The organism is Ruegeria profundi (assembly GCF_001507545.1).
Taxonomy (GTDB): domain Bacteria; phylum Pseudomonadota; class Alphaproteobacteria; order Rhodobacterales; family Rhodobacteraceae; genus Ruegeria; species Ruegeria profundi.
Map to the genome: position 1 here is coordinate 34,627 of NZ_LQBP01000007.1, position 23,466 is coordinate 58,092.

General features: G+C 58.2%; 25 protein-coding genes. 13 read left to right on the plus strand and 12 right to left on the minus strand.

Annotated features, from left to right (window positions below; translation table 11 throughout):
* Positions 1-57 precede the first annotated feature (57 nt).
* Positions 58-2,454, plus strand: a complete 2,397-nt coding sequence (gene pheT / locus AVO44_RS13845; protein ID WP_068337969.1) for a phenylalanine--tRNA ligase subunit beta — start codon at positions 58-60, stop codon at positions 2,452-2,454.
* 65 nt (positions 2,455-2,519) lie between these two features.
* Positions 2,520-2,969: a YtoQ family protein gene (locus AVO44_RS13850; RefSeq protein ID WP_068337970.1), complete on the plus strand. Its 450-nt coding sequence runs from the start codon at positions 2,520-2,522 to the stop codon at positions 2,967-2,969.
* Positions 2,970-3,028: 59 nt separating this feature from the next.
* On the opposite strand, the gene AVO44_RS13855 is transcribed toward AVO44_RS13850, so the two are convergent.
* Positions 3,029-3,727 carry a glutathione S-transferase family protein gene (locus tag AVO44_RS13855; protein ID WP_068337971.1) on the minus strand — a complete coding sequence of 233 codons (699 nt, stop codon included), beginning with the start codon at positions 3,725-3,727 and terminating at the stop codon, positions 3,029-3,031.
* 206 nt (positions 3,728-3,933) lie between these two features.
* Here AVO44_RS13855 and AVO44_RS13860 point away from each other — a divergent pair, with 206 nt between their 5' ends.
* Positions 3,934-4,746, plus strand: a complete 813-nt coding sequence (locus AVO44_RS13860) for a mechanosensitive ion channel family protein (protein WP_420865720.1) — start codon at positions 3,934-3,936, stop codon at positions 4,744-4,746.
* A 191-nt stretch (positions 4,747-4,937) separates the two neighbouring features.
* Here AVO44_RS13860 and ald read toward each other — a convergent pair whose 3' ends face one another.
* Positions 4,938-6,056 (minus strand): alanine dehydrogenase, encoded by a 1,119-nt coding sequence (ald, locus tag AVO44_RS13865; protein WP_068337972.1) that lies wholly within the window; start codon positions 6,054-6,056, stop codon positions 4,938-4,940.
* 136 nt (positions 6,057-6,192) lie between these two features.
* On the opposite strand from ald, the gene AVO44_RS13870 reads away from it, so the two are divergent.
* A complete protein-coding gene (locus AVO44_RS13870; RefSeq protein WP_068337974.1) occupies positions 6,193-6,651 on the plus strand; it encodes an Lrp/AsnC family transcriptional regulator in 459 nt (152 codons plus the stop codon).
* A 370-nt stretch (positions 6,652-7,021) separates the two neighbouring features.
* The gene (gene ppk2 / locus AVO44_RS13875) at positions 7,022-7,939 is read left to right on the plus strand and encodes a polyphosphate kinase 2 (RefSeq protein WP_068338352.1); all 918 of its coding nucleotides are present in this window, start codon (positions 7,022-7,024) and stop codon (positions 7,937-7,939) included.
* A 53-nt stretch (positions 7,940-7,992) separates the two neighbouring features.
* On the opposite strand, the gene AVO44_RS13880 is transcribed toward ppk2, so the two are convergent.
* Positions 7,993-9,120, minus strand: coding sequence for a CAP domain-containing protein (locus tag AVO44_RS13880; RefSeq protein WP_068337976.1), 1,128 nt, complete (start codon positions 9,118-9,120; stop codon positions 7,993-7,995).
* Positions 9,121-9,596: 476 nt separating this feature from the next.
* A complete protein-coding gene (gene rpsU / locus AVO44_RS13890; protein ID WP_005614280.1) occupies positions 9,597-9,803 on the minus strand; it encodes a 30S ribosomal protein S21 in 207 nt (68 codons plus the stop codon).
* A 110-nt stretch (positions 9,804-9,913) separates the two neighbouring features.
* On the opposite strand from rpsU, the gene AVO44_RS13895 reads away from it, so the two are divergent.
* Together AVO44_RS13895 and AVO44_RS13900 are read left to right on the plus strand one after the other, a co-directional pair.
* Positions 9,914-10,606 carry a COQ9 family protein gene (locus tag AVO44_RS13895; RefSeq protein WP_068337980.1) on the plus strand — a complete coding sequence of 231 codons (693 nt, stop codon included), beginning with the start codon at positions 9,914-9,916 and terminating at the stop codon, positions 10,604-10,606.
* Between the two features lie 55 nt (positions 10,607-10,661).
* Positions 10,662-11,648 (plus strand): NAD(P)H-quinone oxidoreductase, encoded by a 987-nt coding sequence (locus tag AVO44_RS13900; protein WP_068337986.1) that lies wholly within the window; start codon positions 10,662-10,664, stop codon positions 11,646-11,648.
* Positions 11,649-11,680: 32 nt separating this feature from the next.
* Here the strand turns inward: AVO44_RS13900 and AVO44_RS13905 are convergent, their stop codons facing one another.
* Complete coding sequence (locus AVO44_RS13905) at positions 11,681-12,538, minus strand: DUF2189 domain-containing protein (protein ID WP_068337987.1); 858 nt, start codon at positions 12,536-12,538, stop codon at positions 11,681-11,683.
* Between the two features lie 192 nt (positions 12,539-12,730).
* Here AVO44_RS13905 and AVO44_RS13910 point away from each other — a divergent pair, with 192 nt between their 5' ends.
* Complete coding sequence (locus AVO44_RS13910) at positions 12,731-13,714, plus strand: quinone oxidoreductase family protein (RefSeq protein ID WP_068337988.1); 984 nt, start codon at positions 12,731-12,733, stop codon at positions 13,712-13,714.
* A 250-nt stretch (positions 13,715-13,964) separates the two neighbouring features.
* Here the strand turns inward: AVO44_RS13910 and AVO44_RS13915 are convergent, their stop codons facing one another.
* The 7 genes from AVO44_RS13915 to AVO44_RS13945 form a co-directional block, all read right to left on the minus strand.
* A complete protein-coding gene (locus AVO44_RS13915) occupies positions 13,965-14,438 on the minus strand; it encodes a YHS domain-containing (seleno)protein (RefSeq protein WP_068337989.1) in 474 nt (157 codons plus the stop codon).
* 176 nt (positions 14,439-14,614) lie between these two features.
* Positions 14,615-14,905, minus strand: a complete 291-nt coding sequence (locus tag AVO44_RS13920; RefSeq protein ID WP_082677501.1) for a hypothetical protein — start codon at positions 14,903-14,905, stop codon at positions 14,615-14,617.
* The gene (gene plsY, locus AVO44_RS13925; RefSeq protein WP_068337990.1) at positions 14,902-15,507 is read right to left on the minus strand and encodes a glycerol-3-phosphate 1-O-acyltransferase PlsY; all 606 of its coding nucleotides are present in this window, start codon (positions 15,505-15,507) and stop codon (positions 14,902-14,904) included. Before plsY ends, AVO44_RS13920 begins: the two co-directional genes overlap by 4 nt.
* A complete protein-coding gene (pyrC, locus tag AVO44_RS13930) occupies positions 15,507-16,787 on the minus strand; it encodes a dihydroorotase (RefSeq protein ID WP_068337992.1) in 1,281 nt (426 codons plus the stop codon). The genes plsY and pyrC overlap by 1 nt, the downstream gene beginning before the upstream one ends.
* Positions 16,784-17,170, minus strand: a complete 387-nt coding sequence (locus AVO44_RS13935) for a hypothetical protein (RefSeq protein WP_068337994.1) — start codon at positions 17,168-17,170, stop codon at positions 16,784-16,786. Before AVO44_RS13935 ends, pyrC begins: the two co-directional genes overlap by 4 nt.
* Complete coding sequence (locus AVO44_RS13940; protein WP_068337996.1) at positions 17,155-17,673, minus strand: hypothetical protein; 519 nt, start codon at positions 17,671-17,673, stop codon at positions 17,155-17,157. The genes AVO44_RS13935 and AVO44_RS13940 overlap by 16 nt, the downstream gene beginning before the upstream one ends.
* A complete protein-coding gene (locus AVO44_RS13945) occupies positions 17,670-18,605 on the minus strand; it encodes an aspartate carbamoyltransferase catalytic subunit (protein ID WP_068337998.1) in 936 nt (311 codons plus the stop codon). The genes AVO44_RS13940 and AVO44_RS13945 overlap by 4 nt, the downstream gene beginning before the upstream one ends.
* Positions 18,606-19,379: 774 nt before the next feature.
* Between AVO44_RS13945 and AVO44_RS13955 the strand changes: the two genes are divergently transcribed.
* The 5 genes from AVO44_RS13955 (at position 19,380) to AVO44_RS13975 (ending at position 23,464) form a co-directional block, all read left to right on the plus strand.
* On the plus strand, positions 19,380-20,144 hold the full coding sequence (locus tag AVO44_RS13955; protein ID WP_068338355.1) for a uracil-DNA glycosylase: 765 nt from the start codon (positions 19,380-19,382) through the stop codon (positions 20,142-20,144).
* The gene (locus AVO44_RS13960; protein WP_068338002.1) at positions 20,144-20,743 is read left to right on the plus strand and encodes a metallophosphoesterase family protein; all 600 of its coding nucleotides are present in this window, start codon (positions 20,144-20,146) and stop codon (positions 20,741-20,743) included. The genes AVO44_RS13955 and AVO44_RS13960 overlap by 1 nt, the downstream gene beginning before the upstream one ends.
* A complete protein-coding gene (locus tag AVO44_RS13965; protein ID WP_068338004.1) occupies positions 20,740-21,360 on the plus strand; it encodes a LysE family translocator in 621 nt (206 codons plus the stop codon). The genes AVO44_RS13960 and AVO44_RS13965 overlap by 4 nt, the downstream gene beginning before the upstream one ends.
* Before the next feature lie 6 nt (positions 21,361-21,366).
* Positions 21,367-21,909, plus strand: coding sequence for a molybdenum cofactor biosynthesis protein B (moaB, locus tag AVO44_RS13970; RefSeq protein ID WP_068338006.1), 543 nt, complete (start codon positions 21,367-21,369; stop codon positions 21,907-21,909).
* A 106-nt stretch (positions 21,910-22,015) separates the two neighbouring features.
* Positions 22,016-23,464, plus strand: coding sequence for an efflux RND transporter periplasmic adaptor subunit (locus AVO44_RS13975; protein WP_068338012.1), 1,449 nt, complete (start codon positions 22,016-22,018; stop codon positions 23,462-23,464).
* The last annotated feature ends 2 nt before the right edge of the window (positions 23,465-23,466 follow it).

A 23,466-nucleotide genomic window follows, 5' to 3' on the forward strand; every position in this document is an offset into this window, starting at 1 on the left:
CGCAGGGAATATCCGTTACACGCGATCCGACCCGAAAATTCTGGCGGATAGCGACTGATGAAATTCACCCTTTCCTGGCTGAAAGACCACCTCGACACTGATGCCTCGGTTGATGAGATCGCCGAGGCGCTGACTGATCTCGGGCTTGAGGTCGAAGAGATCGTGAACCCGGCGGATCGTCTGGCGGGCTTTACGCTGGGCTATGTGAAACATGCCGAGAAACACCCCGACGCCGACAAGCTACGCGTCTGCAAGGTGGACACGGACGAAGGGGAATTGCAGATCATCTGTGGCGCCCCTAATGCGCGTGAAGGCATCACCGTCGTCGTCTGCAAGCCGGGCATGTATATCCCCGGCCTCGACCTGACCATTGGCGTTGGCAAGATCCGCGGCGTCGAAAGCTTTGGCATGATGGCCTCGGAACGCGAGCTTGAGCTATCGGACGAGCATGACGGCATTATCGAGCTGCCCTCGGGTGAGGTCGGTGACAAGTTCGTCGATTGGCTGGCCGAGAATGAGCCCTCAAAAGTTGATCCGGTGATTGAGATTGCAATCACCCCGAACCGTCCCGATGCGTTGGGCGTGCAAGGGATTGCCCGTGATCTGGCCGCGCGCGGCATTGGTACGTTGAAGCAGCGCGACTATGCACCGGTGCCGGGTGATTTCGAAAGCCCGATCAAGGTCTCAATCGACGACGACACACTGGATGGTTGCCCGCATTTCACCGGGCGTTTGATCAAGGGCGTAAGGAATGGCCCCAGCCCGCAATGGTTGCAGGACCAGTTGAGGGCAATTGGCCTTCGTCCGATCTCGGCCTTGGTGGATATCACCAACTACATGACCTTCGACCATAACCGGCCTCTGCACGTGTTCGATGCCGACAAGGTACAGGGCAATCTGCGCGTCCACCGTGCCAAGGGTGGCGAGAAACTGGTGGCGCTGGATGAAAAGCAATACACACTGCAACCCGGTATGATGGTCATTTCCGATGACAACGGTCCGGAGTCGATCGCGGGCATCATGGGCGGGCAAGAAACCGGTTGCACCGAGGAAACGGTTAATGTGTTTTTGGAAAGCGCGTTCTGGGATCACGTGCAGATTGCCCTGACGGGCCGCGCGCTTAAGATCAATTCTGACGCCCGCTATCGCTTTGAACGCGGGGTAGATCCGGAATACACGCTGGAAGGGCTGGAACAAGCCACTCAGATGATCCTCGATATTTGCGGTGGTGAGGTCTCCAAAGTGGTCGAGGCTGGCAAAGCGCCAAATCATTCTCGCGCTTTCAAGCTGAACGCGGAGCGGGTGCAGTCGCTGGTCGGCATGGACATTCCCGAAAGCGAACAGCGTCAGACCCTGACCCGACTGGGTTTCCGTCTGGAAGGTGAAATGGCGCACGTGCCCGGTTGGCGACCTGATGTAAACGGTGAGGCAGATCTGGTGGAAGAGGTCGCGCGGATCGCCTCGTTGACCAAACTGCAAGGTAAGCCGTTGCCGCGTGTGACCGATGGCATCCCCAAGCCGGTGATGACGCCGACGCAGCGCCGCCAGTCCATGGCACGGCGTACCTGCGCGGCGTTGGGCTACAACGAATGTGTGTCGTACACCTTCATTGATCAGGCGTCTGCCGCGTTGTTCGGCGGGGGTGATGAAGCGACGCAGCTGGAAAACCCGATCTCGTCGGAAATGAGCCATATGCGCCCCGATCTTTTGCCCGGCCTGCTGCAGGCGGCTGCCCGCAATCAGGCGCGCGGCTATGCCGACGTTGCGCTGTTCGAAGTCGGCCCCGTTTTCCACGACGGTGAGCCCGGCGACCAGAAAACCCAGATCACCGGTCTGCTGGTCGGTCGCAGCGGCCCTAAGGACGTCCACGGTACTGCGCGACCGGTCGATGTGTTCGATGCCAAGGCAGATGCCCAGGCTGTTCTGGCCGCCATCGGCGCGCCAGCCAAGGTTCAGGTTCTGCGCGACGGCGATGCCTGGTGGCATCCGGGTCGTCACGGCAAGATTTGCCTGGGTCCAAAGAAGGTGCTGGGCGTTTTTGGTGAACTGCACCCGCGCATATTGCAGGCCATGGATATCAAAGGCCCGGCGATGGCGTTCACAATCTGGCCGGATGAGGTGCCGCTGCCCCGCAAGTCCGGTGCCACCCGCGCCGCGTTGGAACTGCGCGATCTGCAAGCGGTCGAGCGTGACTTTGCCTTTGTCGTTGATGAAAGCGTTGAGGCGCTGACACTGGTGAACGCCGCCGCCGGTGCTGACAAGGCACTGATCGAGGATGTCCGTGTTTTCGATGAGTTCATCGGCGGCAGCTTGGGTGAGGGCAAGAAATCCCTCGCCATCACCGTGCGCCTGCAGCCGACGGATGCAACGCTGAAGGAAAAAGACATCGAAGCGGTGGGCGAAAAGATCATCGCCAAGGTCGTCAAGGCAACCGGCGGCGTTTTACGCAGCTGACTTTTTCAATTGGTTTCCCTTCTCTGGCTCATAAGTAGGGTGGGGAACAAAAGCGGAGTATAGTCATGGGTCTGAACGTTTACCTCTCTGGCGAGATTCACACCGATTGGCGCGAACAGATCATCGATGGCGCACAGGGGCTGGATATCAACTTCAACAGTCCTGTCACCGATCATGCCGCCAGCGATGATTGCGGTGTAGCCATTCTGGGGGCCGAGCCAAACAAGTACTGGCACGACCACAAGGGCGCGATGGTCAACGCAATTCGCACACGCAAAGGCATCGCGGATGCCGATGTGGTCGTTGTCCGGTTTGGTGAGAAATACAAACAATGGAACGCGGCCTTTGACGCAGGCTATGCCGCGGCGCTGGGTAAATCCCTGATCGTGCTGCATGGCCCCGATCACCAGCATGCGTTGAAAGAGGTTGATGCAGCAGCTCTGGCCGTGGCCGAGGAGCCGGGCCAAGTGGTTGAGGTGCTGCGTTACGTCCTGACCGGCAAGCTGCCCGGCTAAAATCAAAAGGGCTTGCGAACCGACGCGGCCGCAAGCCCTTTCAGCGCACCAACTGTTGATCAGTCCCGCGCAGGTGTTTTCAACCCCTTCTGTACGGCGGGCCGCTGCAAAAACCGGTCAAGATAGGCCGCAACGTTGGCATAGCTGTCCCAGCCCACGACCTCTTTGGTGCCGTAATACTCCAACCCACGTAGCCAGGGTGCAATTGCGATGTCAGCAATTGAATAGTCGCCGGCGATCCAGTCCTGCCCGTCGAGTTGTTGGTTCAAAACGTTCAATAGCCGCTTGGCTTCGTTGACGTAGCGTTCGCGAGGGCGGGGGTCTTCGATTTCTCTGCCAGCGAATTTGTGGAAATAGCCCAACTGTCCAAACATCGGCCCAACGCCGCCCATCTGGAACATCAGCCATTGGGTGATGCGGTGTTTGTCACCCGTATTCCGTCCAATGAACTTGCCCGTTTTTTCTGCCAAATACAAAAGGATCGCGCCGCTTTCGAACAAACCCAATGGTTCACCATCCGGGCCGTCGGGGTCGATGATCGCGGGAATCTTGTTGTTCGGGTTTAGCGACAGGAACTCGGTACTTTTGACATCCGAGTCAGACAGGGTGACCTTGTGCGCCTCATACGGCAGGCCGGTTTCTTCCAGCATAATCGAAACTTTGACACCGTTCGGTGTCGGAAACGAATAAAGCTGAATGCGATCTGGAAATTGTGCGGGCCAGCGGTTCATGATCGTGTGCGATGTGTTGTCCAGCATTGCGGCGCTCCTGTTTGGCGATCATCGGTACGTAGGGAGTCGCGGGCCAAGTTGTAAGGCCTGCATGCCAGCAGGACGGTCATCGCATTGTTTTGTCGGGCAGCGGGGAAAACAGGGTCAAGAGGAACCTAGACCAAAGGGATAATTTGCCTCACAATTCGGTGACTCCCGCGTGAACGGCGCGGGTTTCTTGTTGCTGAAAGGAGATGCGCGTGGATGAGGTCGTAACACAGGTGGGTGCCTTTGCCCCGCTGATCATGAATGCGGTAAAGGCTCTGATCGTTCTGATCCTGGGTTGGATCGCGGCTGGTGCGATCGGAGGCATGGTGCGTCGCCGGATCAATGCGACCCCACAGATCGACCCAACGCTTGGCAATTTCATGGCCAGCTTGGTCAAATGGGCCATCCTTGCGATGGTTCTGGTCGCTGTTCTGGGAATTTTTGGTATCCAAGCGACCAGTATCGTCGCCATTCTGGGTGCCGCATCGCTGGCAATCGGACTGGCCTTGCAGGGCACGTTGAGCGATCTGGCAGCCGGTGTGATGCTGGTGGTGTTCCGTCCTTACAAACTGGGTCAATACGTGGACATCGGCGGCACGGCCGGAACGGTCAAAGATCTGAACCTGTTCACCACTGAACTGGTGACACCGGATAATGTGCAGATCATCGTGCCTAATGGGCAAAGCTGGGGGTCGGTCATCATAAATTACTCCGCACACGATACCCGGCGTGTCGATCTGGTGTTTGGCATAGATTACGGCGACAGCGCGGATGAGGCGATGAAGATCATTTTGGACATTGCCAAAGCGGATCAGCGTATTCACGATGATCCCGAACCATGGGTACGTGTTACCAACCTTGGCGATAGCTCGGTCGACTTGACCGCCCGACTGTGGTGCGCCGCGGCGGATTACTGGGACGTGAAGTTTGAAGTCACAAAAGCGGTGAAAGAGGCGTTTGATGCCAAGGGCGTTTCAATCCCGTACCCTCATTCTGTGGAAATCCACAAAGAAGCGTAAAGGCTCCCGCCCGTCGAGCGGGCATTGAAATGCCCTCCTCCGGTTGGGCCCGGCGCCGCGCTGGCCGCGCGGCGCTTTATCGTTTGTGGGACGGTTGTATCAAGGGCCAACCGCGCCGTGCCGCAGGTGCGGCGCTTTGCCCGACGCTGTAAACGCCCTTGTCAAAGGGCGCTTTCAGAGGCGGGAGAGCCTTAGGACTTGATAACCACGTTGGGCGAGACGACGTCGATGCCCAATGCCTTACCCACGGCGTAATACGTCAGCTGCCCGGCATGCACGTTCAAACCGGCCAGCAAATGCGCGTCGTCCTGACAAGCCTGTTTCCACCCTTTGTCAGCCAGCGCCAGCATGAACGGCATCGTCGCGTTCCCCAGTGCGATGGTCGAGGTGCGCGCAACCGCGCCCGGCATGTTGGCCACGCAGTAGTGCATGATGCCGTCCACGTTATAGATCGGGTCCGCATGCGTTGTGGCTTTTGACGTCTCAAAACATCCCCCCTGGTCGATGGCAACATCCACCAGTACCGCGCCGGGTTTCATTGTCGACAATTGCGCACGGCTGATCAGTTTGGGCGCGGCCGCTCCGGGGATCAGAACCGCACCGATGACCATGTCGGCATCCTCGATCAATTCGGATGTCGCACCAGCGGTCGAATACCGGTTTTTGAATTGACGCCCGAACACATCGTCAAGATAGCGCAGGCGTGGCAGGGAACGGTCAAGCACCGTGACATCGGCACCCATGCCAGCGGCAATTTTCGCCGCATGCGTGCCAACCACGCCACCCCCGATCACCACAACTTTTGCCGGGCCGACACCGGGCACACCCCCCATCAGAACGCCGCGACCGCCATTGGCTTTTTGCAGGGTCCACGACCCGACCTGAGGGGCCAGCCGACCTGCGACCTCGGACATTGGTGCAAGCAGAGGCAGGCCGCCGCTTGCATCCGTCACAGTTTCGTAGGCGATGGCTGTGCAGCCCGATTCCAGCAGATCATGCGTCTGATCCGGGTCTGGCGCCAGGTGCAGATAGGTGAACAAAAGCTGACCTTCGCGGAGCATCTTGCGCTCAACGGCTTGTGGTTCCTTGACCTTTACGATCATGTCCGCGGTGGCAAACACTTCTTCAGCCGTGTCGACAATTCGCGCACCGGCGGCGACATAGGCGTCATTGTCAAATCCAGCACCGATCCCGGCATTTGTCTCGATCAGAACCTCGTGGCCACTCGCAACGGCCTCTTGCGCGGCGTTCGGGGTCATTCCAACGCGAAATTCCTGGGGTTTGATTTCCTTGGGGCAACCGATTTTCATTGCGCTCCTCCCTTCACAATTTGGCCGGATATTCGACAATTTCAGGCGCAATTTCTGTGAAACTTTGCCCGCATACAGGCTTTTTTTCAGGATAATCTCCGCTAGTCTAAAGGAAACTTGCAAAGGAATTGCGTCGATGATCCTGGATGCGACAGATAAAAAGATTCTTGCCGCTCTTCAGCGGGATGGTCGCATGTCGAATGCCGAACTGTCCGAGCAGGTAAACTTGTCACCCTCTGCCTGCCATCGGCGGGTTCAACGGCTGGAGGCGGACGGCTACATCCGAAACTACGTCGCGCTGCTGGATGCACGCAAGATGAACGTCCCGACAACGGTATTTGTCGAGATTACGCTACAAGGGCAGGCCGAGGAACTTTTGGACGCGTTCGAAAAGGCAGTCGCCCGAATACCTGACGTGCTTGAATGCCATCTTATGGCTGGGACGGCGGACTATATCCTGAAGGTTGTCGCCGAGGATACCGAGGATTTTGCACGTATACACCGGCAATACCTGTCGCGGCTACCGGGGGTGGCCCAGATGCAAAGTTCGTTTGCCTTGCGGACGGTTTTCAAGACCACGGCCCTTCCTGTGTAGGTTCAAGCTGCGCCGGGGCAAAGCCAGATGATAAGCGTCAGCCCGAAGTGCTTGCGGGCTGGCCGGAACAAAGTCAGGAAGGCTCGTTCCCAACTTCCGCAAGGGTCATTCGCGGCCTGAATGTCGTCTTTGGCGAACCCGTTCAGGGCGCATGGACGCAAACCTGTCGACAATGCGTCAATTCTAACGCTTGCATCCCTTGGCGTGTCGGCTCAAATTTAATACAAGACTAATTTCCGTTTTGCATCACCTTGACCCCGCAACCACAGCGGTTTCGCTTGGGAGAGGCTTTCATCAAGTCTTTTGATGACATCAGGCAGTTACGCGCGTGGTGTACGGTTCTGACCCGATAGACGATAAGGAAAAGATCTTGGTTTACGAACGCAATGATGGCCCTAAAGACTGGCTGGAAGCCGAGTTGGAAGACACGCTGGACGAAGATTTTGAGATCGAATTCAGCGAACCCATGCTCTCGATGGAAATCCGCAAGATCTACAGGGATCAGCACCCGGATATGCTGGACCGCAAGGTCTATTTCCGCAATCTGCTGCGATTGCAGGCCGAACTGATCAAAGTGCAGGACTGGGTGCAGCATACCGGGGCCAAGGTTTGTATCCTGTTCGAAGGCCGCGACAGTGCTGGCAAGGGCGGCGTGATCAAGCGTATCACCCAGCGCCTGAACCCGCGTGTTGCGCGCGTTGTCGCCCTGCCCGCGCCCAGTCGCCGGGAACAGAGCCAGTGGTATTTCCAGCGTTACGTCCCGCATCTGCCCGCAGCCGGGGAGATCGTCCTGTTTGATCGGTCTTGGTACAACCGTGCCGGGGTTGAACGTGTGATGGGCTTTGCCTCTGATGACCAGGTTGAGCAGTTCTTTCAGGACGTTCCCGAATTCGAGCGGATGCTGGTTCGGTCAGGGATCATCTTGCTGAAATATTGGTTCTCGATCACAGACGAGGAACAGCAGCTGCGCTTTCTCATGCGCATTCATGATCCGATGAAACAGTGGAAACTCTCCCCGATGGATCTGGAATCGCGCATCCGTTGGGAGGCTTATACAAAGGCCAAGGAAGATATGTTCTTCCGCACCAACATCCCAGAGGCGCCTTGGTACATCGTTGAAGGCAACGACAAAAAGCGCGAGCGTCTGAATTGTATCGAGCATCTGCTGACCAAGATCCCATACACGGATGTGCCGCAGGAAAAAGTCAATTTACCGGATCGTAAGTACAACCCTGATTACGAGCGTCGCGTTCTACCGGATGAACTGCACGTGCCCAAAATCTATTGATCAAAAAAACACCCCCGGAATCGGGGGTGTTTTGTGTCAAATCGCCAGCAAATTCAGAACAGAAAATGATCCATCGTCAGGTCTGCAACTCGTGTATCTTCCAGAGTTAGAGAGTTTCCTGCGCCGTCGTCGATAATCACATCTCCGCGCGATTCTGAAATGTGGTTGTTCATCAAATCGCTGTACCCGGTAATGGCGGTATTCAGGCTTAAGTCGATGTAATCCTCATCGGTGAAATCCGTCACGGTGTCCGGCCCGATGGTGAACACAAACGTATCCGAACCTGAACCGCCGGTCATGGTGTCGATGCCGCGCGCCCCGATCAGGGTGTCGTCGTCATCGCCGCCGATCAGTGTGTCGCGTCCGCGTCCGCCCCGCAACACGTCATCGCCAGCACCGCCTTGCAACCGGTCGGCGCCCATGCCTGATTGCAGCCAGTCATTGCCCGTGGCACCCTTCAACAGGTCGACGCCCTGGCCGCCAAGTAGGGTGTCATTGCCGCCATAACCGCTGAGAGTGTCATCGCCGAGCCCACCAATCAGGGTGTCACGGCCATTTCCTCCGCCCAGAATGTCATCGCCATCGCGACCGTCCAAGGTGCCGGCCTGACCTGATTTCAGGATAAACCAGTCATCGGACGCATCGCCGATGGTGCCAGCGTCCACGGCTTCTTGGCCCGGTTCGGTTGGGGTAGGTGCAGGGGTACTTCCACCCGAACCACCAGTATCCAGATCAAGCTGCCCCGAGGTGCGGGCGAAGTTCTGGGTCACGATGATCGCGTCCCAACCTTCGAACTTGCCAACCTCGATGCCAATACCGACCACGGTGACATTGGGATCAAGGATGTTCGCCCTGTGGCCCGGGCTGTTCATCAGGCTGTTGTGCAGGTTTTCAACGTCGTCCGATAGTCCGGGTGCGCCCCGGATGCTTTGCCACGCGATGTTTTCGGTCGCGCGCCAACTGCCGGCAAAGTCAAACCCGGCCGCATCCATGCGCTGCGACGGGCTTGAGCCGCCCTGACCAGTGTGACTGAACGTGTCGGTGTTCAGCATCCATTGACTGTGGTCTTCCGCGGCCTCATTCAAATTCAATTCAAGCCGGACAGGGGGAAGTCCGGCCTGCGCGCGCTCTGCATTGATCAATGCGAGCATCTGCCTTTCTAGTTCGCTTGCGGTTGACATGATTCTGCCTCCAAAGAATTGCGTTATTTTGCGGCGACATTAATGGCGAGAATTTGGCGGGATACAGACGCAATCTGGGCCGCTGGCTTGGTCGGCGAATTGCCACCGCCCTATTTGCTTTGTGTGTGCAAAAAACTGCGCATGCGCAGTGTCAACGCGTTTGAGGCACGCCATTGCGGCACCCTGCGGGCCTAAAAGGCTGTCAGGCAAAATCCATCAAAAGGCCGAGGTCGAGCTGCATAAGGCGTGAAGGAATTTCGATTGCGCCACGGGTTGGGCCGGTATGTTTACGGGTGACGATGATCGGCGTCCAAGTCTTGCGATCATCGGCAGGGTCACCAAACCGACCTTCCGGATTCAGCCGGTTTGCCCGTGGGCGATTCAGCGGGCTACAACCGGTATCTAAAACGACAAACCCCCGGGCAGGGCCTCGGGGGTCGTCAAATAGTGTCATCCAAAGCTGGACGAGACGGGTCTTAGAGCAGACCTTCGCGCTGGGCTTTCTTGCGTGCCAGTTTACGAGCACGGCGGATCGCTTCAGCTTTCTCGCGCGCTTTTTTCTCGGACGGTTTCTCGAAATGTTGCTTGAGCTTCATTTCACGGAACACGCCTTCGCGCTGCAGCTTTTTCTTCAGGGCACGAAGCGCCTGATCGACGTTATTGTCGCGAACACTAACCTGCATGTGGTTGTCACCACCTTTCTAGATAGAGTTGCAAGGAAATTGCAGGAGTTGGCCGTATAGCAAAGCCGGCCTATCTTGTCTAGTACTGGCCCCGAGAACCGGAGAACCCCATGACTGTCACCTATGAAGATGCCAAGCAACAGCTTTTGGACGCGATCTTGATGCACGTCCCCTTTGATGGCTGGTCCGAAACCAGCTTTCGTGCCGCGGTTGTCGATTGTGATCTGGATCAGGGTCTGGCGCGGGCAATTTGTCCCCGTGGTGCGGTTGATCTGGCACTGGCCTTTCATGCCCGTGGCGATGCCGCGATGGTGGAACGACTCAATGCCACCGATCTGAGGGAACTGAAATTCCGTGACCGCGTGGCCGCAGCCGTACGCTTTCGGCTTGAGGCTGTTCCCGACAAAGAGCTGGTTCGTCGCGGGATGACGCTTTTTTCGCTGCCGAGCCATGCGGCCGATGGAGCGAAGGCGCTTTGGCAGACCTGTGACCTGATCTGGGACACGCTGGGCGATACGTCGGATGATGTGAACTGGTACACCAAACGAGCAACCCTGTCGGGGGTCTATTCTTCGACCCTGCTGTTTTGGCTGGGCGATGATTCTCCGGATCATCAAAAGACGTGGGAATTTCTGGACCGTCGCATCGACAATGTGATGCAGATCGAAAAGCTCAAGGCGCAGGTAAACGGCAATCCGCTGCTCAAACCCCTCCTTGCGGTGCCAAACTGGTTTGCCAGTCAGGTAAAGCCGCCAATCAGGATGAGGGCTGATCTGCCCGGAGTTCTGAATACGCGAAAGTAACTGTCTGGGCCTTCTGTTATTACCCTGATAGGCATTGGGCAAAGGAGATTTTCCCATGACCCAGACAATGCGCGCTGTTGAGATCACCAAGCCCGGAGGACCGGAGGTTCTGCAAGTGACAGACCGTCCCGTACCCGAGCCCAAAAACGGTCAGGTGATCCTTAAGATCGCTTATGCTGGCGTGAACCGTCCGGATGCGTTGCAGCGCGCAGGAGCTTATGATCCACCCCCGGGGGCGAGCGATCTGCCGGGGCTTGAGGCTTCGGGAGAGGTGGTCGCCATAGGCCCCGGCGTTGAAGGTCTTTTTTTGGGTGACCAGGTTTGTGCGTTATTGCCGGGCGGCGGCTACGCCGACTACGTGGCCACGCCTGCCGCGCATTGTCTGCCGGTGCCGGCAGGGATGGGCATGAAAGAGGCCGCGTGCCTGCCCGAGACATTTTTCACCGTCTGGTCCAACGTCTTTACCCGCGGTGGGCTCAAGGCTGGTGAGCGGTTTCTGGTCCATGGCGGCTCAAGCGGGATTGGCACCACGGCAATTCAACTGGCCCATGCCTTTGGCGCCCGCGTTTTCACCACTGCCGGGTCGGATGAGAAATGCGAAGCCTGCGTCAAACTTGGTGCTGAGCGCGCAATAAATTACCGGGATGAGGACTTCGTAGCGGTTATGCGGGCTGAAGGGGGTGCAAACCTGATCCTTGATATGGTTGGCGGTGACTATATCCCGCGCAATGTCAAAACTCTGGCCGAAGACGGTCGGCTTGTTCAGATCGCCTTTCTGCAAGGTCCAAACGTCGAATTGAACTTTGCGATGATGATGGTCAAGCGCCTGACCCTGACCGGCAGCACCCTGCGTCCGCAAAGTGATTTGGCCAAGGCAAAAATCGCTCGGGACTTACGCGAGGCGGTCTGGCCATTGCTTGAGGCGGGGAAGGTCGCCCCCGTCATGGACAGTGAATTCGATCTGGAAGATGCCTCGGCCGCCCATGCGCGGATGGAGAGTTCGGATCATATTGGCAAGATTGTTCTTAAAGTCTCAGGTTGAAGCAGTGCGCGGGCTGGTACCGCGCCATTTCCTCAGGTCACAGCGCGGCGGTACAGGTGCCAGGTTGCATGGCCAAGTACCGGCATGACCACGATCAGCCCGAGAAGCATCGGAATGGCACCGGCGATCAACAAGACAGCGACCACAAGACCCCAGGCCAGAATGACTTTGGGGTTATGCCGAAGGACACGGACGGAGGTCACAACCGCCACCGGAAGCCCGACTTTACGATCCAGCAAAAGCGGAAAGCTGACGACACTGATCGCCAGCGCGACCAGGGCAAAAAGAAACCCCACCGCGTTGCCAAAGATGATCATCGTCCAGCCCGCACCGGTGGTGAATACTTGCGCCACGAACGCGCCGAAGGATGTTGGCAAATCTGGGCCCAGCGTGTGGACATAGATGCTCTGCGCGACCATGAGCCAGACCAGTAGCCAAAGGACCAGATAAAAGCCCAACAGCAGAATTGCACCGAATGAGGGTGAGCGGAAGACACCGAAAGCGTCCAGCCAATGCACATCGCCCCCTTGCTCTCGCTTGCGGCTGATTTCATACAATCCCACCGCCGCAATGGGGCCAATCAATGCAAAGCCCATGATCAGCGGTGCAAGCAATGGCACCATGTTCTTGTTCAACCCAAAGCCGAACATGAGCAGTCCTGCAATCGGGTAGATCAGAACGATGAATATGGCATCTGCCCGCGTTTCCAGAAAATCGTTGTATCCTGCCCGCAGGCAATCCTTCAGGTCTTGCATTGTCAGCGTTTGCACCACCGGCATGTGCCGCGTATCCGCGCTGCCGATATGATTTACACTTTCCGCAATATGATCGCTGGTCGCGCTGATGTTCTTGGCGGCCCAGCTGATCGGATTTCCAATCGTTTTCGCCATCGATATCCCCTCCCGTAGCGTATCAGCGCAGCAGAGTGAATCCGGCACGGGTTGCCCTTGGCCGGACCAGCCGGCAACGCCCGATAGTGAGTATATCACATTTTTTCGCCTTTTGGTTGCTTGATACGAAACAGAGCCGATTGCCCTGATTCTCAGGCGTGTTAGCTTGGTTGCAGGCAACAGGAGGTCAGCATGCATCAAACGGCAAGAACCGTCGTCATTCACGAACATGGCGGCCCGGAAGTATTAAGGATCGAAGACCGGCCGCTGGGCGATCCCGGCCCCGGAGAAGTTCGTATTCGTCACAATGCTTGCGGGTTGAACTTTATCGATGTCTATCAGCGTTCAGGACTTTATCCGTTGGATCTGCCGCATGCCTTGGGCATGGAAGCCGCAGGCGTGATCGAGGCCGTGGGCGAAGGCGTGACTCACCTGGAACCCGGCCAGCGGGCGGCATATGCAGCGGCCCCTCCCGGTGCCTATTGCGAGGCACGGGTGATGCCTGCGGCGCAGGTGTGCCCTTTGCCAGACGAGATTGGATTTGACGCAGCGGCCGCGATGATGCTCAAGGGGATGACGGTCGAATACCTGTTTCACCGCACCACGCCGTTAAAACGCGGGGACACCGTCCTTTTTCACGCAGCTGCTGGTGGCGTGGGGCTGATCGCCTGCCAATGGGCCAAATCCGAAGGTATCACCCTTATAGGCACCGCCGGAACCGACGAAAAATGCAGCCTGGCGCAATTCAATGGCGCAGCCCACTGTATCAATTACCGGACCGAAAACTTTGCTGAACGTGTGGCCGAACTCACCGGGGGCAAAGGCGTGGACGTGGTGATGGATTCAATCGGGGCGGATACCTTCACCGGGTCGCTGGACTGCCTCAAGCCCCTTGGGATGATGATATCGTTTGGCAATGCCTCGGGACCGGTGCCGCTGATCGATCTGGGAATATTGGCCAAGAAAGGGTCGCTCAAGATCACGCGCCCGACTCTTTTTACGCATATTGCCGATCACGCTGTCTGTCAGGCTATGGCGCGACGGCTATTCGGCAAGGTCGAGGGCGGAGAGGTGAAAATCCACATCGACCAGCGCTTTCCGCTGGAACAAGTGGCTGACGCCCACCGCGCGCTTGAGGCGCGCCAGACCACCGGCAGCACGGTTCTGGAGCTTTGACAAAAGACCCGGCCTGTCGGGGCCGGGCTGTTTATTTATTGACCTGCCATTTAGCCCTGAAAGGAGGCGCGGAATACTATCATGATCACTTCCAAGCCTATCCTTTTGATCCGAAATCGTCGAGTTGGTGACGCAGGCATAAACGCACATTGGACTTGCAGAACGTCGCATACAGCAGTTCATGAGGTCTGCCGAAAAAGAAAAGGCGGCGAGGTGACTCGCCGCCGAATGCTTTTCAAACTCAGCTGATTTACTGCTGCAGTTCTGCCGGCTCTTTGTCAGCAATGGTTTCCCAGTTGGCGCTGGCTTTTTCGATGAAGCCCGGGATGTCGCCTTCCCAACGTTCCTGGATGTCCTGGGACAGGTTCAGGTACAGTTTGTTGTCAACGATTTTCCAGTAGGTCGGGTCACCGTCGAACTTGAAGCCCATGGCCGCGCCGAATGCGCAGTAACCGCCGTATGCAGGCAGGTAAGCTTCCGGGTTGGCTTCGAACGCCGCTTTGTTTTCTTCGGTTGCAAAACGGTACAGAGCGTCGTTGTGCAGTGCGGAGATGCGGTAGTCACCTTTGGTCGGTGCGCCTTCGGTGAAATAGGCAACCGGGTCATAGCCCTGCATTGCAAGACCGGTCGAGCTTGCGTTCAGTTCAACGCCTGCTGCCATGGCCGAGCTTGCGATTGCGACGGACAAGGCAACCCCGCCCAGGATGGATTTGAACTTGTTCATTTGTTTCACCTTTCGTGAACTTAGGCACCCTCTGCCGCCGGAATTGCGGCTGGTGCCCCTTTGGATTTTTTTTCATGTGCGGTCAGCAATTGTCCGGCACGCAGCCTACTTGGGCAGTGATCTCTTCACGTTCAAAGCAATCAATTGTGATTGTGTGGTAACAAAGATTGAACTGTTCAAATATGCACAGATTCAGCTTGCCGATCGGGTCTGAAGCCCAGCACAAATTTGACCACTTTTTCTGCGGGCATCTCGCAGGGGCGCAACAGGGCACCGCTGGCGCGTGTCAAATATAGGTTCAGGCTGATGTAATCGTTGCCGCCAAGCTCGTGCGCGACCAGCTTTTGGGATTTGCCCCCGGCCAGTTCCGAACGGCTTACGACATAGCGCTTGCCATTGCTTTGGCCGGTAGACGACCCCGCGGGAATCGCGAAAAAGGCGCTCAGAAAGGTATCAGGAGCGTTCAAGATTGACCGATTTTAGGTTCAGTGCCGGCCTTGATCCGCACAAGGTTGGCCCGGTGGCGCCAAAACACAAGAACGGTCAGCATGATACTCAGTGCAAGGGCTGAGCCATCCGTCAGGGACAGGACCCATACAGCAGACATTGCAGCGGCCACCAACGCACCCAGCGAGGAAATCCGCCATATTGCAGCCGCAACCAGCCACGTCAGGCAGCAGGCCACCCCAACACGCCAGTCGAGTGCCAGCCAAAGGCCAAGAAAGGTTGCCACGCCCTTGCCGCCCTTGAACCCCAGCCAAACAGGAAAACAATGACCCAGAAACGCGGCCAGCGCCGCGATCTGTGCGGCGTCTTCCTGTGCCAGCGCACGGGCCAGCAAGACGGCGATTGCGCCTTTGGCGGCGTCGAAAAGCAATGTCAGCGCAGCGGCGGGTTTGTTCCCGGTGCGCAGTACATTGGTTGCGCCGATATTGCCCGATCCGATGCTGCGCAAATTGCCCAGCCCCATGACCCGTGCGATAATCATGCCAAACGGGATTGAACCCATCAGATAGCCGAGCACTGCCCAGAGGAGCAACTGGGTCATCGAACTGTCAATTGATGGCATCAGGCTCTCCGGTACACTTCTTGTCCTGCGACGTAGGTTGCGGTGACCTTACCCTGCATCCTTTGGCCGTCAAACGGTGTGTTCTGCGATTTCGATTTTAGCGAGAAACGGTCCAGTACAAACGGCACGTCCGGGTCGAACAGTACCAGATCGGCAGGTGCGCCTTGTGACAACCGGCCACTGTCCAGACCTAACCGTTTCGCTGGATTCAAGGCCATGGCCCGGAACAGGGTGGGGAGGTCCAGGTACCCCGCATGGTAGAGCCGCAACACCGCAGGCAGTAACGTTTCAAGAGCCACCGCGCCCGAGGCAGCCTCTTCAAACGGCAGGCGTTTGCTCTCTTCGTCCTGCGGTGTGTGCATTGAGCTGATCGTGTCGATCAGACCGGACTGCACAGCCTCAATCACGGCGAGCCGGTCGTCTTCGGACCGCAGCGGCGGCTTGACCTTGAAGAAGGTGCGATAGTCGGCCACGTCCAGCTCATTCAGGGTAAGGTGGTGAACTGAAGTCCCGGCAGTGATGCCCAGCCCGTTGCGCTTGGCGCGCTCCAGCGCGGGCAGGGCGCGGGCGGTGGTGATCTGATCGGCGTGGTACTTGGCGCCTGTCATCTCAAGCAAGGCGATGTCTCGATCCAGGCCCATACGCTCGGCCATGGGCGAAACAGCTGGCAAACCGCGCAGGGTTGCGAATTTGCCGCTGGTTGCGGCAGCGCCGCTGCTGAGCGTTGGCTCCTGCGGATGGGCGATGACCAGCGCGCCGCAGGATCGCGCATAGGTCAGGGCGCGGGAAAACACTTTGGTATTTAAGACCACGTGGTCGCAATCGGTAAAGGCAACCGCACCGGCATCTTGCAGAAAGCCGATTTCGGTCATCTCGCGCCCGTCACGGCCCTTGGTCAAAGCCGCCATCGGCAGCACGTTGACTGGTGAGTCCGACTGCGCGCGTCGCGTGACAAATTCCAGGCTTTCAGGGGTGTCGATAGCCGGAGTGGTATCCGGACGGGTGACGATCGTGGTCACACCTCCGGCCGCCGCTGCCAGACCGGCAGTTTTATAGCTTTCCTTGTGCCTCTCACCGGGCTCACACACTTTGACGCCGATATCGACGATGCCGGGGGCAAGGCATTTCCCATCGCAATCAATGGCCTTCGCCTCGGTGGTCGGGGCATCGCCTTCACCGCGCGCGGCAATCCGGCCATTGGTCACCCGCAGCCAACCGGGGCTGTCCGTACCGGTTTCTGGATCGATCAGGCGCGCGTTGGTGAAGATCAGGTTGGTCATGCCATGGCCCTTTCGATGGCGGCTTTGGTAGCGGCGGGATTGGCCTGATACTTGATCAGATGTTTGTCGCCGTTTTTTGTGACGATCTGAACAAAGCTTCCCATGGTGTTGACGGCCTCAATATGGGTCAACGCCACTTTGCGTGGGCCAGGACCGGTGAGGGCGGTATCAGTCATCTCCCACGTGGCGACCAGTTCTTCGGATGCCAGATACCATGCGCGCAGGCCGATGGCCGCAAGGCCCGCGGGCGCGCCGGTCCAGGGATAGGGATTGCCGATCAGCCAAAGTACGATCATCGCGCCCGCCATGGCAACGGCGGCCAACCACGTGTTCGTGCGGATATAGGCACCCCTGTCGGGGGCAAAGGTCACAGGATCAGCCATAGGGCACCTCCGACTGCCAAAAGGACTACCAGCGCCACAATGGCTGAGCCGACGCGGCGGGGCTTGTTGTCTTGCGGCGCGGTTTGAGGGGCAGAAAACGGCTTGGCGCTTTCAGTCTGAATCGGGTCACCGGTCCAGTTGGTCGCCTCTTCGGTGTAGAACCCGATCAGGCGCAAGCGTTTGTCCGGAGTCAGAGTGGCGGCACGCCCGCCGAACGCAGCGCTTCGAACCACCATCACCCAGCCTTCAATTGCCTCAAGCCCTTTATGATCCAGCTGATCGGCAGACACACCGCAGCCGTCGTTCAGATAGCCAAAAAGCCCAAGGTCCTCGAGGTCCGATACCGGAAAAACGTCGATCTGACCTGAATCCAGCCCCTCAACGCCCAAGACCTGATCAGCCGCGCCGGGTTCGCGCAGGAACTTCGCCTCTTCAGGGCGCATATCCAGTGAGAAAATGCGGATCACACCGCGTTCATGGGGGGCAATGGTCAGCTTGCTCATGCCGCCTCGCGCAGGTTGCGGGCCAGCAATTCCATCGCGGCCATGCGGACGGCGACACCCATTTCGACCTGGTCTTGGATAACGGATCGGTTGATGTCGTCGGCCAGCGTGCCATCAATCTCAACCCCGCGGTTCATCGGACCGGGATGCATGACGATGGCGTCGGGCTTGGCCAGCGCCAATTTTGCGGCGTCCAAACCATAGCGATGGTAGTATTCGCGCTCTGACGGGATAAAGCCGCCATCCATACGCTCTTTCTGAAGGCGCAGCATCATGACCACATCGACGTCTTTTAGACCTTCGTTCATATCGTCATAAACCTCAGCCCCGAAATCGGCGAAATGGCCGGGGACCAGCGTTGGCGGGCCGATCAGGCGAATGCGGTTTTCCATCTTGCCCAGCAGGATCAGGTTCGAGCGCGCCACACGGGAATGTGCAACATCGCCGCAAATGGCGATGTTCAGACGGTGCAGACGACCCTTGGCGCGACGAATGGTCAACGCATCCAACAGCGCCTGCGTCGGATGTTCATGTTTGCCATCGCCTGCGTTCAGAACCGCGCAATTCACTTTCTGCGCCAGCAGATCGACGGCACCTGAATGCGGATGGCGCACCACCAGCAGATCGGGATGCATCGCGTTCAGAGTCATTGCAGTGTCGATCAGGGTTTCCCCCTTTTTGATCGAACTGGCCTGCATCGCCATGTTCATCACATCCGCGCCCAGCCGTTTGCCTGCGATTTCAAAGCTGGCCTGCGTGCGGGTCGAATTTTCAAAGAACATGTTTATCTGGGTCAGCCCCGACAGCACGTCGGATCGTTTTGTCGATTGTCGGTTCAGGTCGACATATGTCTCGGCCAGATCAAGGATGGCGGTAATATCGGATTGCGACAGATGCTCGATGCCAAGAAGGTGACGATGGGCGAAACGCATGGGCGGGCTCCTGTCTGACAATCGAACCGCTTATAAGAAGCTGCGGAGGCCGAGGCAACCTACGGTTCGGTTCCTTCCGGCAGTTTCTCGCATCCGCCATCGGGCAGGCATTGCTCGCCGGGTTTGCACCATTTGGCATAGCCGCAGTCGATGGCGTTCATCGGGACACAACCTTGATGTTCTGAACACTTAAACCCCGGGCGGCATTGCGAGCCCGTTTCTTCGCACACGAACCATCCGGGGCGCGAGCATCCGCCACCCGGCAAGCACGAAGACCCATCGCCACAGACCAGACCATCGTCGCACACTTTAAGAAGACCGTCGGTCGGTGCGTTCGGGTCAGCTCCGGGTGTTGTGGGTTCACACTCGCCACGTGCATTGCAAAACGTACCCCCCGGGCAATCCACGCGCGACGTACATTTATTTGGCCCGGCTGGCGCGCAGCGCGTGCCCCCCGCGACGCAGCGTTCAAACGGGCCGCAGCTTCGCCCACCGCCGCAATAGGTTCCGCCCAACGGTATGCAGTGGCCGTCAAAGCTGCATCTCTGCGCGCCTGAACAGCAGCGAAAACCGCATTTGGTTTGCCCGGGCCTGCATTGACCGTCCCGTTCAAAGAGCTGCGCAAAAGCTGGGCCGCCGAGCGTGCCCAGCAGCGCAAAAACAAAAAAGAATCGAAACAGCACAATCATGAATGTCTTGATGGTCGGCGCGATGAACGGCCCGATCAAGGCCTATTCGCTTTCCCTCGGACAAAAGCTGGTTAGATTGAGGGCTATGGAATCGGCTATGGACTATCATACTGCGCGGGCGCTGCTGGACTGGCAGATAGAACTGGGCGCGACGGAGGCGATCGGTGATGCACCGGTGGACCGATACGCGCTGCCTGACACAACGCCTAAGGTCAAAAAAGCCACTGTATCCCAAGCCGCACCGGAAAAGCCCAAGCAGCTTGACCCGGTTGCAGTTGCGAAGGCGGCGGCGCAAAGTTCCGGGTCGCTTGATCAGCTGCGCGCGGCTATGGACGGTTTTGAGCATTGTGAGTTGAAACGCGGCGCGCGGCAACTGGTTTTTTCCGACGGCACACCCGGCGCGCGGGTTATGATCATCGGCGAAGCACCGGGCCGCGAAGAAGACCGTGAAGGAAAGCCATTTGTCGGACGCGCGGGGCAATTGCTGGACCGGATGCTGGCAGCGATTGATCTGGATCGTAAACAGAACGTCTATATCACCAATGTCCTGCCGTGGCGGCCGCCTCAGAACCGAGACCCCAAGCCGGAAGAGATCGGGATGATGAAACCCTTCCTCGAACGGCATGTCGCATTGGCCAAACCCGAAGTTCTGGTGATCATGGGTAATATCAGCTGTCAGGCGGTCTTGGGCAAACGCGGCATCACCCGGCTGCGCGGACAATGGGAACAAGCGCTGAGCTTGCCGGTCATCCCGATGTTCCACCCCGCCTACTTGCTGCGCCAACCGCTGATGAAGCGCCACGCCTGGGCGGATCTGCTGGAGTTACAAGCCTGGTTGGAGGGCAAGTGATGCGCGTTCTGGCTTTTTCGGACCTGCACATGGCCCGCCCGCGCGCGGCTGAGATCGTCGCGGCAAGCGCCGAGGCCGATCTTGTGATCGGGGCCGGCGATTTCTGCAATATGCGGCAGGGCTTGGATCAGGCGATGGCGATGCTGTCCGAAATCACAGCGCCTTTTGTCATGGTGCCCGGCAATGCAGAAAGCGTGCAGGACCTGACCGAGGCTGCACCCGAGGGCGGCCATGTACTGCACGGCACCGGTATGACGCTGGATGGTCTGCGGCTGTTCGGTCTGGGCTATGGCGTACCCGTCACGCCTTTTGGTGACTGGTCCTGTGATTTGACCGAGGCCGAAGCCGCTGAGCTGCTGGAGCGTTGCGAAGCCTCAGATATCCTTATTTCGCATTCTCCCCCAAAAGGGTATGGCGATGTCACATCCATGGGTGATGCGGTGGGGTCAGTGGCCGTGCGGGATGCGGTGGAACGGTTGCAGCCACAATACGCTTTTTGCGGACATATCCACGACGGTTGGGGTTATCGCGGAACTTTGGGCCGCACTCAGGTTGCCAATCTGGGGCCAACGGTAAACTGGTTTGAGGTCTCCATATGATCGAGACGGTCACCCTGCTGGCGTTCATCCCGGCTGCTCTGGCGCTAAACTTTACCCCCGGCGCGGATATGATGTTCTGCCTGGGTCAGGGGCTGCGGTCTGGTGCCAAACCGGCTTTGGTGGCTAGCGCCGGAATCTCTATTGGCCTGATGGTGCATGTGCTGTTGGCCGGGCTCGGGCTGGGAGCCGTGGTCTCCAGCATGCCGTGGCTGTTCGACGTAATCCGTTGGGTGGGCGTGGCGTATCTGCTGTACCTGGCGTGGGGCGTGATCCGGCACGGGGCGATGACCTCCGAAACACCTTCAAAGCCGACGCGTTACGCGTTTCGCGACGGAATGGTGGTGAACCTGACCAACCCCAAGGTCATCCTTTTTGTGCTGGCTTTTATTCCTCAATTCGTGAACCCCGCCAACGGCCCGATCCTGCCGCAATTTCTGATATTCGGCGTAATCATCGCGCTGGGCGGTTTCGTGGTGAATGGGATGGTTGGCATTTTTGCCGGTGGCGCGGGTAGGGTTCTGATCTCGAACCCGCGTGCCTCACGTATCATGGGCTGGACAACCGGGGGTATCTTTACAGCCCTCGCCGTCCGGCTTGCCATAATGGAAAGGGCCTGACGCCATATGTCGCGCATTGACGAGAGCATTGAATTCATCCCGGTCCGGATCGCCGTTCTGACAGTCTCGGACACACGCTCGCTGGACGAAGATCGTTCTGGCCAAACACTGGTCGACCGGATCGAACGCGCGGGCCATTTGGTGGCGGATCGCAAGATCATCCGGGATGAGCGCGCCGAAATCGCGGCGCAACTACGGCTGTGGGTCGGTGATCCCGATATCGACGTTGTAATTTCGACTGGCGGTACAGGCCTGACCGGCCGCGATGTGACGGTTGAGGCGCATCGAGACGTCTATGAAAAGGAAATCGAGGCGTTCAGCACGGTTTTCACCATTGTGTCCATGGAAAAGATCGGCACATCGGCCGTACAATCGCGCGCGACAGGCGGCGTGGCACAGGGTACCTATCTGTTTGCGTTACCCGGCAGCCCCGGGGCCTGCAAAGACGCGTGGGACGGAATTTTGGAAAAACAGTTCGATTATCGCCACCGACCCTGCAATTTCGTGGAAATAATGCCCCGATTGGACGAACATCTTCGACGGAAGTAGACTGGACGCGCGTATAACTGGTTGAAACCGCTTTGTGGCTTGGCATTTTCCTTTGCCCGGCTACCTTTTTCAGATGGCAGCCTGATGCGACCGGGGTAAGTGACTGATGCGATTCTTAAGGCAAAGCCTTTTTGGTGTCTTTCTGGCGTTTCTGACGCTGGCACTGTTGTTTGTCGCGGTTCAACTCATCGCCAGCGCGGTGCAAGAGGCTTTGAACAGGGATAGTGCCCCACCCGAGGCGCGTGAACGTACCTTCGCTGTCAGCGTGCAGCGTGCAGAATTTCAGACAGTTACACCTTACCTCGAAGCCTTTGGCGAGGTGCAAAGCCGTCGTCGGTTGGAACTGCGCGCAGCGCTCGGCGGTCGGGTCATCGCGCTGGCGGAAGATTTCGAGGATGGTGGCGTCGTTCAAGCCGGAGAGGTCTTGGTAGAACTTGATCCGGCTGATGCGCAATCAGCGCTGGATCGGGCCAAGTCCGATCTGTTGGATGCGCAGTTCGAAGAGCGTGACGCGGAACGCTCACTGCTCTTGGCACAGGATGAGCTGAACTCGGCCACCGCGCAGGCTGAATTGCGCGGGCGTGCCTTGCAGCGTCAGGAAAACCTGCAAAGCCGCGGCGTCGGAACACCTGCCGCCGTGGAAGAGGCGGAACTGGCCGAGGCTGCCGCCCAGCAATCCGTTCTGGCCCGCCGCATTGCGCTGGCGCAGGCCGAGTCCCGCGTTGATCAGGCCGCCACCCTACTGTCTCGCGCCCGCATCGCGCTTGAGGCCGCAGAACGTGATCTGGACGACATGACGGTTCGCGCAGGGTTCGACGGGACATTGACCGATGTTTCCTTGGTCGAAGGGCGGCTGGTATCAGCCAATGAAAAACTGGCGGAATTAGTAGATCCCAACGCATTGGAGGTCGCGTTCCGTGTCTCGACTGCACAATATGTGCGCTTGTTGGACGCAGGCGGCAAGTTGATCGACGCTCCGGTAACTGTTTCGCTTGAGGTGACTGGAACTGATCTGACGGCCAAGGGGCGCATCAGTCGTGACAGCGGCTCGGCCGGTGAAGGTCAGACAGGTCGCCTGATTTACGCGCGGCTGGATGATGCGCCGGGCTTCAAACCGGGTGATTTCGTAACAGTCACCGTCGAAGAACAATCATTGGACAACGTGGTGCGACTGCCGTCATCGGTTCTGGACTCGGCCGGCACTGTGTTAGTTCTTGGCGCGGATGACCGGTTAGAGGTTCTGCCGGTGCAACTGATCCGCCGTCAAGGGGACGACGTTTTGCTGCGAGGAGACGGGCTCGACGGGCGTGAGGTCGTTGTTGGCCGGACGCCCTTGTTGGGTGGCGGGGTCCGGGTGCGGCCATTGCGGGTTGAGGCCAATGCCGACCCCGACATGGTGGAACTGTCGGATGAGCTGCGCGCGCAACTGGTGGCGCAGGTTGAGGCAAGCGACCAGATGCCCAATGACATGAAGGCACGCGTTTTGGGACAGTTGAACGAGGTCAAGGTTCCCGCCTCTTTGGTGCGCAGCATCGAGACGCGGGCCGGAGGGTAAGC

Coding starts and splice junctions, on each gene's coding strand:
- pheT (WP_068337969.1), top strand. CDS start 58: ATGAAATTCACCCTTTCCTGGCTGAAAGACCACCTCGACACTGATGCC.
- AVO44_RS13850 (WP_068337970.1), top strand. CDS start 2,520: ATGGGTCTGAACGTTTACCTCTCTGGCGAGATTCACACCGATTGGCGC.
- AVO44_RS13855 (WP_068337971.1), bottom strand. CDS start 3,727: ATGCTGGACAACACATCGCACACGATCATGAACCGCTGGCCCGCACAA.
- AVO44_RS13860 (WP_420865720.1), top strand. CDS start 3,934: ATGCGCGTGGATGAGGTCGTAACACAGGTGGGTGCCTTTGCCCCGCTG.
- ald (WP_068337972.1), bottom strand. CDS start 6,056: ATGAAAATCGGTTGCCCCAAGGAAATCAAACCCCAGGAATTTCGCGTT.
- AVO44_RS13870 (WP_068337974.1), top strand. CDS start 6,193: ATGATCCTGGATGCGACAGATAAAAAGATTCTTGCCGCTCTTCAGCGG.
- AVO44_RS13880 (WP_068337976.1), bottom strand. CDS start 9,120: ATGTCAACCGCAAGCGAACTAGAAAGGCAGATGCTCGCATTGATCAAT.
- rpsU (WP_005614280.1), bottom strand. CDS start 9,803: ATGCAGGTTAGTGTTCGCGACAATAACGTCGATCAGGCGCTTCGTGCC.
- AVO44_RS13895 (WP_068337980.1), top strand. CDS start 9,914: ATGACTGTCACCTATGAAGATGCCAAGCAACAGCTTTTGGACGCGATC.
- AVO44_RS13900 (WP_068337986.1), top strand. CDS start 10,662: ATGACCCAGACAATGCGCGCTGTTGAGATCACCAAGCCCGGAGGACCG.
- AVO44_RS13905 (WP_068337987.1), bottom strand. CDS start 12,538: ATGGCGAAAACGATTGGAAATCCGATCAGCTGGGCCGCCAAGAACATC.
- AVO44_RS13910 (WP_068337988.1), top strand. CDS start 12,731: ATGCATCAAACGGCAAGAACCGTCGTCATTCACGAACATGGCGGCCCG.
- AVO44_RS13915 (WP_068337989.1), bottom strand. CDS start 14,438: ATGAACAAGTTCAAATCCATCCTGGGCGGGGTTGCCTTGTCCGTCGCA.
- plsY (WP_068337990.1), bottom strand. CDS start 15,507: ATGCCATCAATTGACAGTTCGATGACCCAGTTGCTCCTCTGGGCAGTG.
- pyrC (WP_068337992.1), bottom strand. CDS start 16,787: ATGACCAACCTGATCTTCACCAACGCGCGCCTGATCGATCCAGAAACC.
- AVO44_RS13935 (WP_068337994.1), bottom strand. CDS start 17,170: ATGGCTGATCCTGTGACCTTTGCCCCCGACAGGGGTGCCTATATCCGC.
- AVO44_RS13940 (WP_068337996.1), bottom strand. CDS start 17,673: ATGAGCAAGCTGACCATTGCCCCCCATGAACGCGGTGTGATCCGCATT.
- AVO44_RS13945 (WP_068337998.1), bottom strand. CDS start 18,605: ATGCGTTTCGCCCATCGTCACCTTCTTGGCATCGAGCATCTGTCGCAA.
- AVO44_RS13955 (WP_068338355.1), top strand. CDS start 19,380: ATGGAATCGGCTATGGACTATCATACTGCGCGGGCGCTGCTGGACTGG.
- AVO44_RS13960 (WP_068338002.1), top strand. CDS start 20,144: ATGCGCGTTCTGGCTTTTTCGGACCTGCACATGGCCCGCCCGCGCGCG.
- AVO44_RS13965 (WP_068338004.1), top strand. CDS start 20,740: ATGATCGAGACGGTCACCCTGCTGGCGTTCATCCCGGCTGCTCTGGCG.
- moaB (WP_068338006.1), top strand. CDS start 21,367: ATGTCGCGCATTGACGAGAGCATTGAATTCATCCCGGTCCGGATCGCC.
- AVO44_RS13975 (WP_068338012.1), top strand. CDS start 22,016: ATGCGATTCTTAAGGCAAAGCCTTTTTGGTGTCTTTCTGGCGTTTCTG.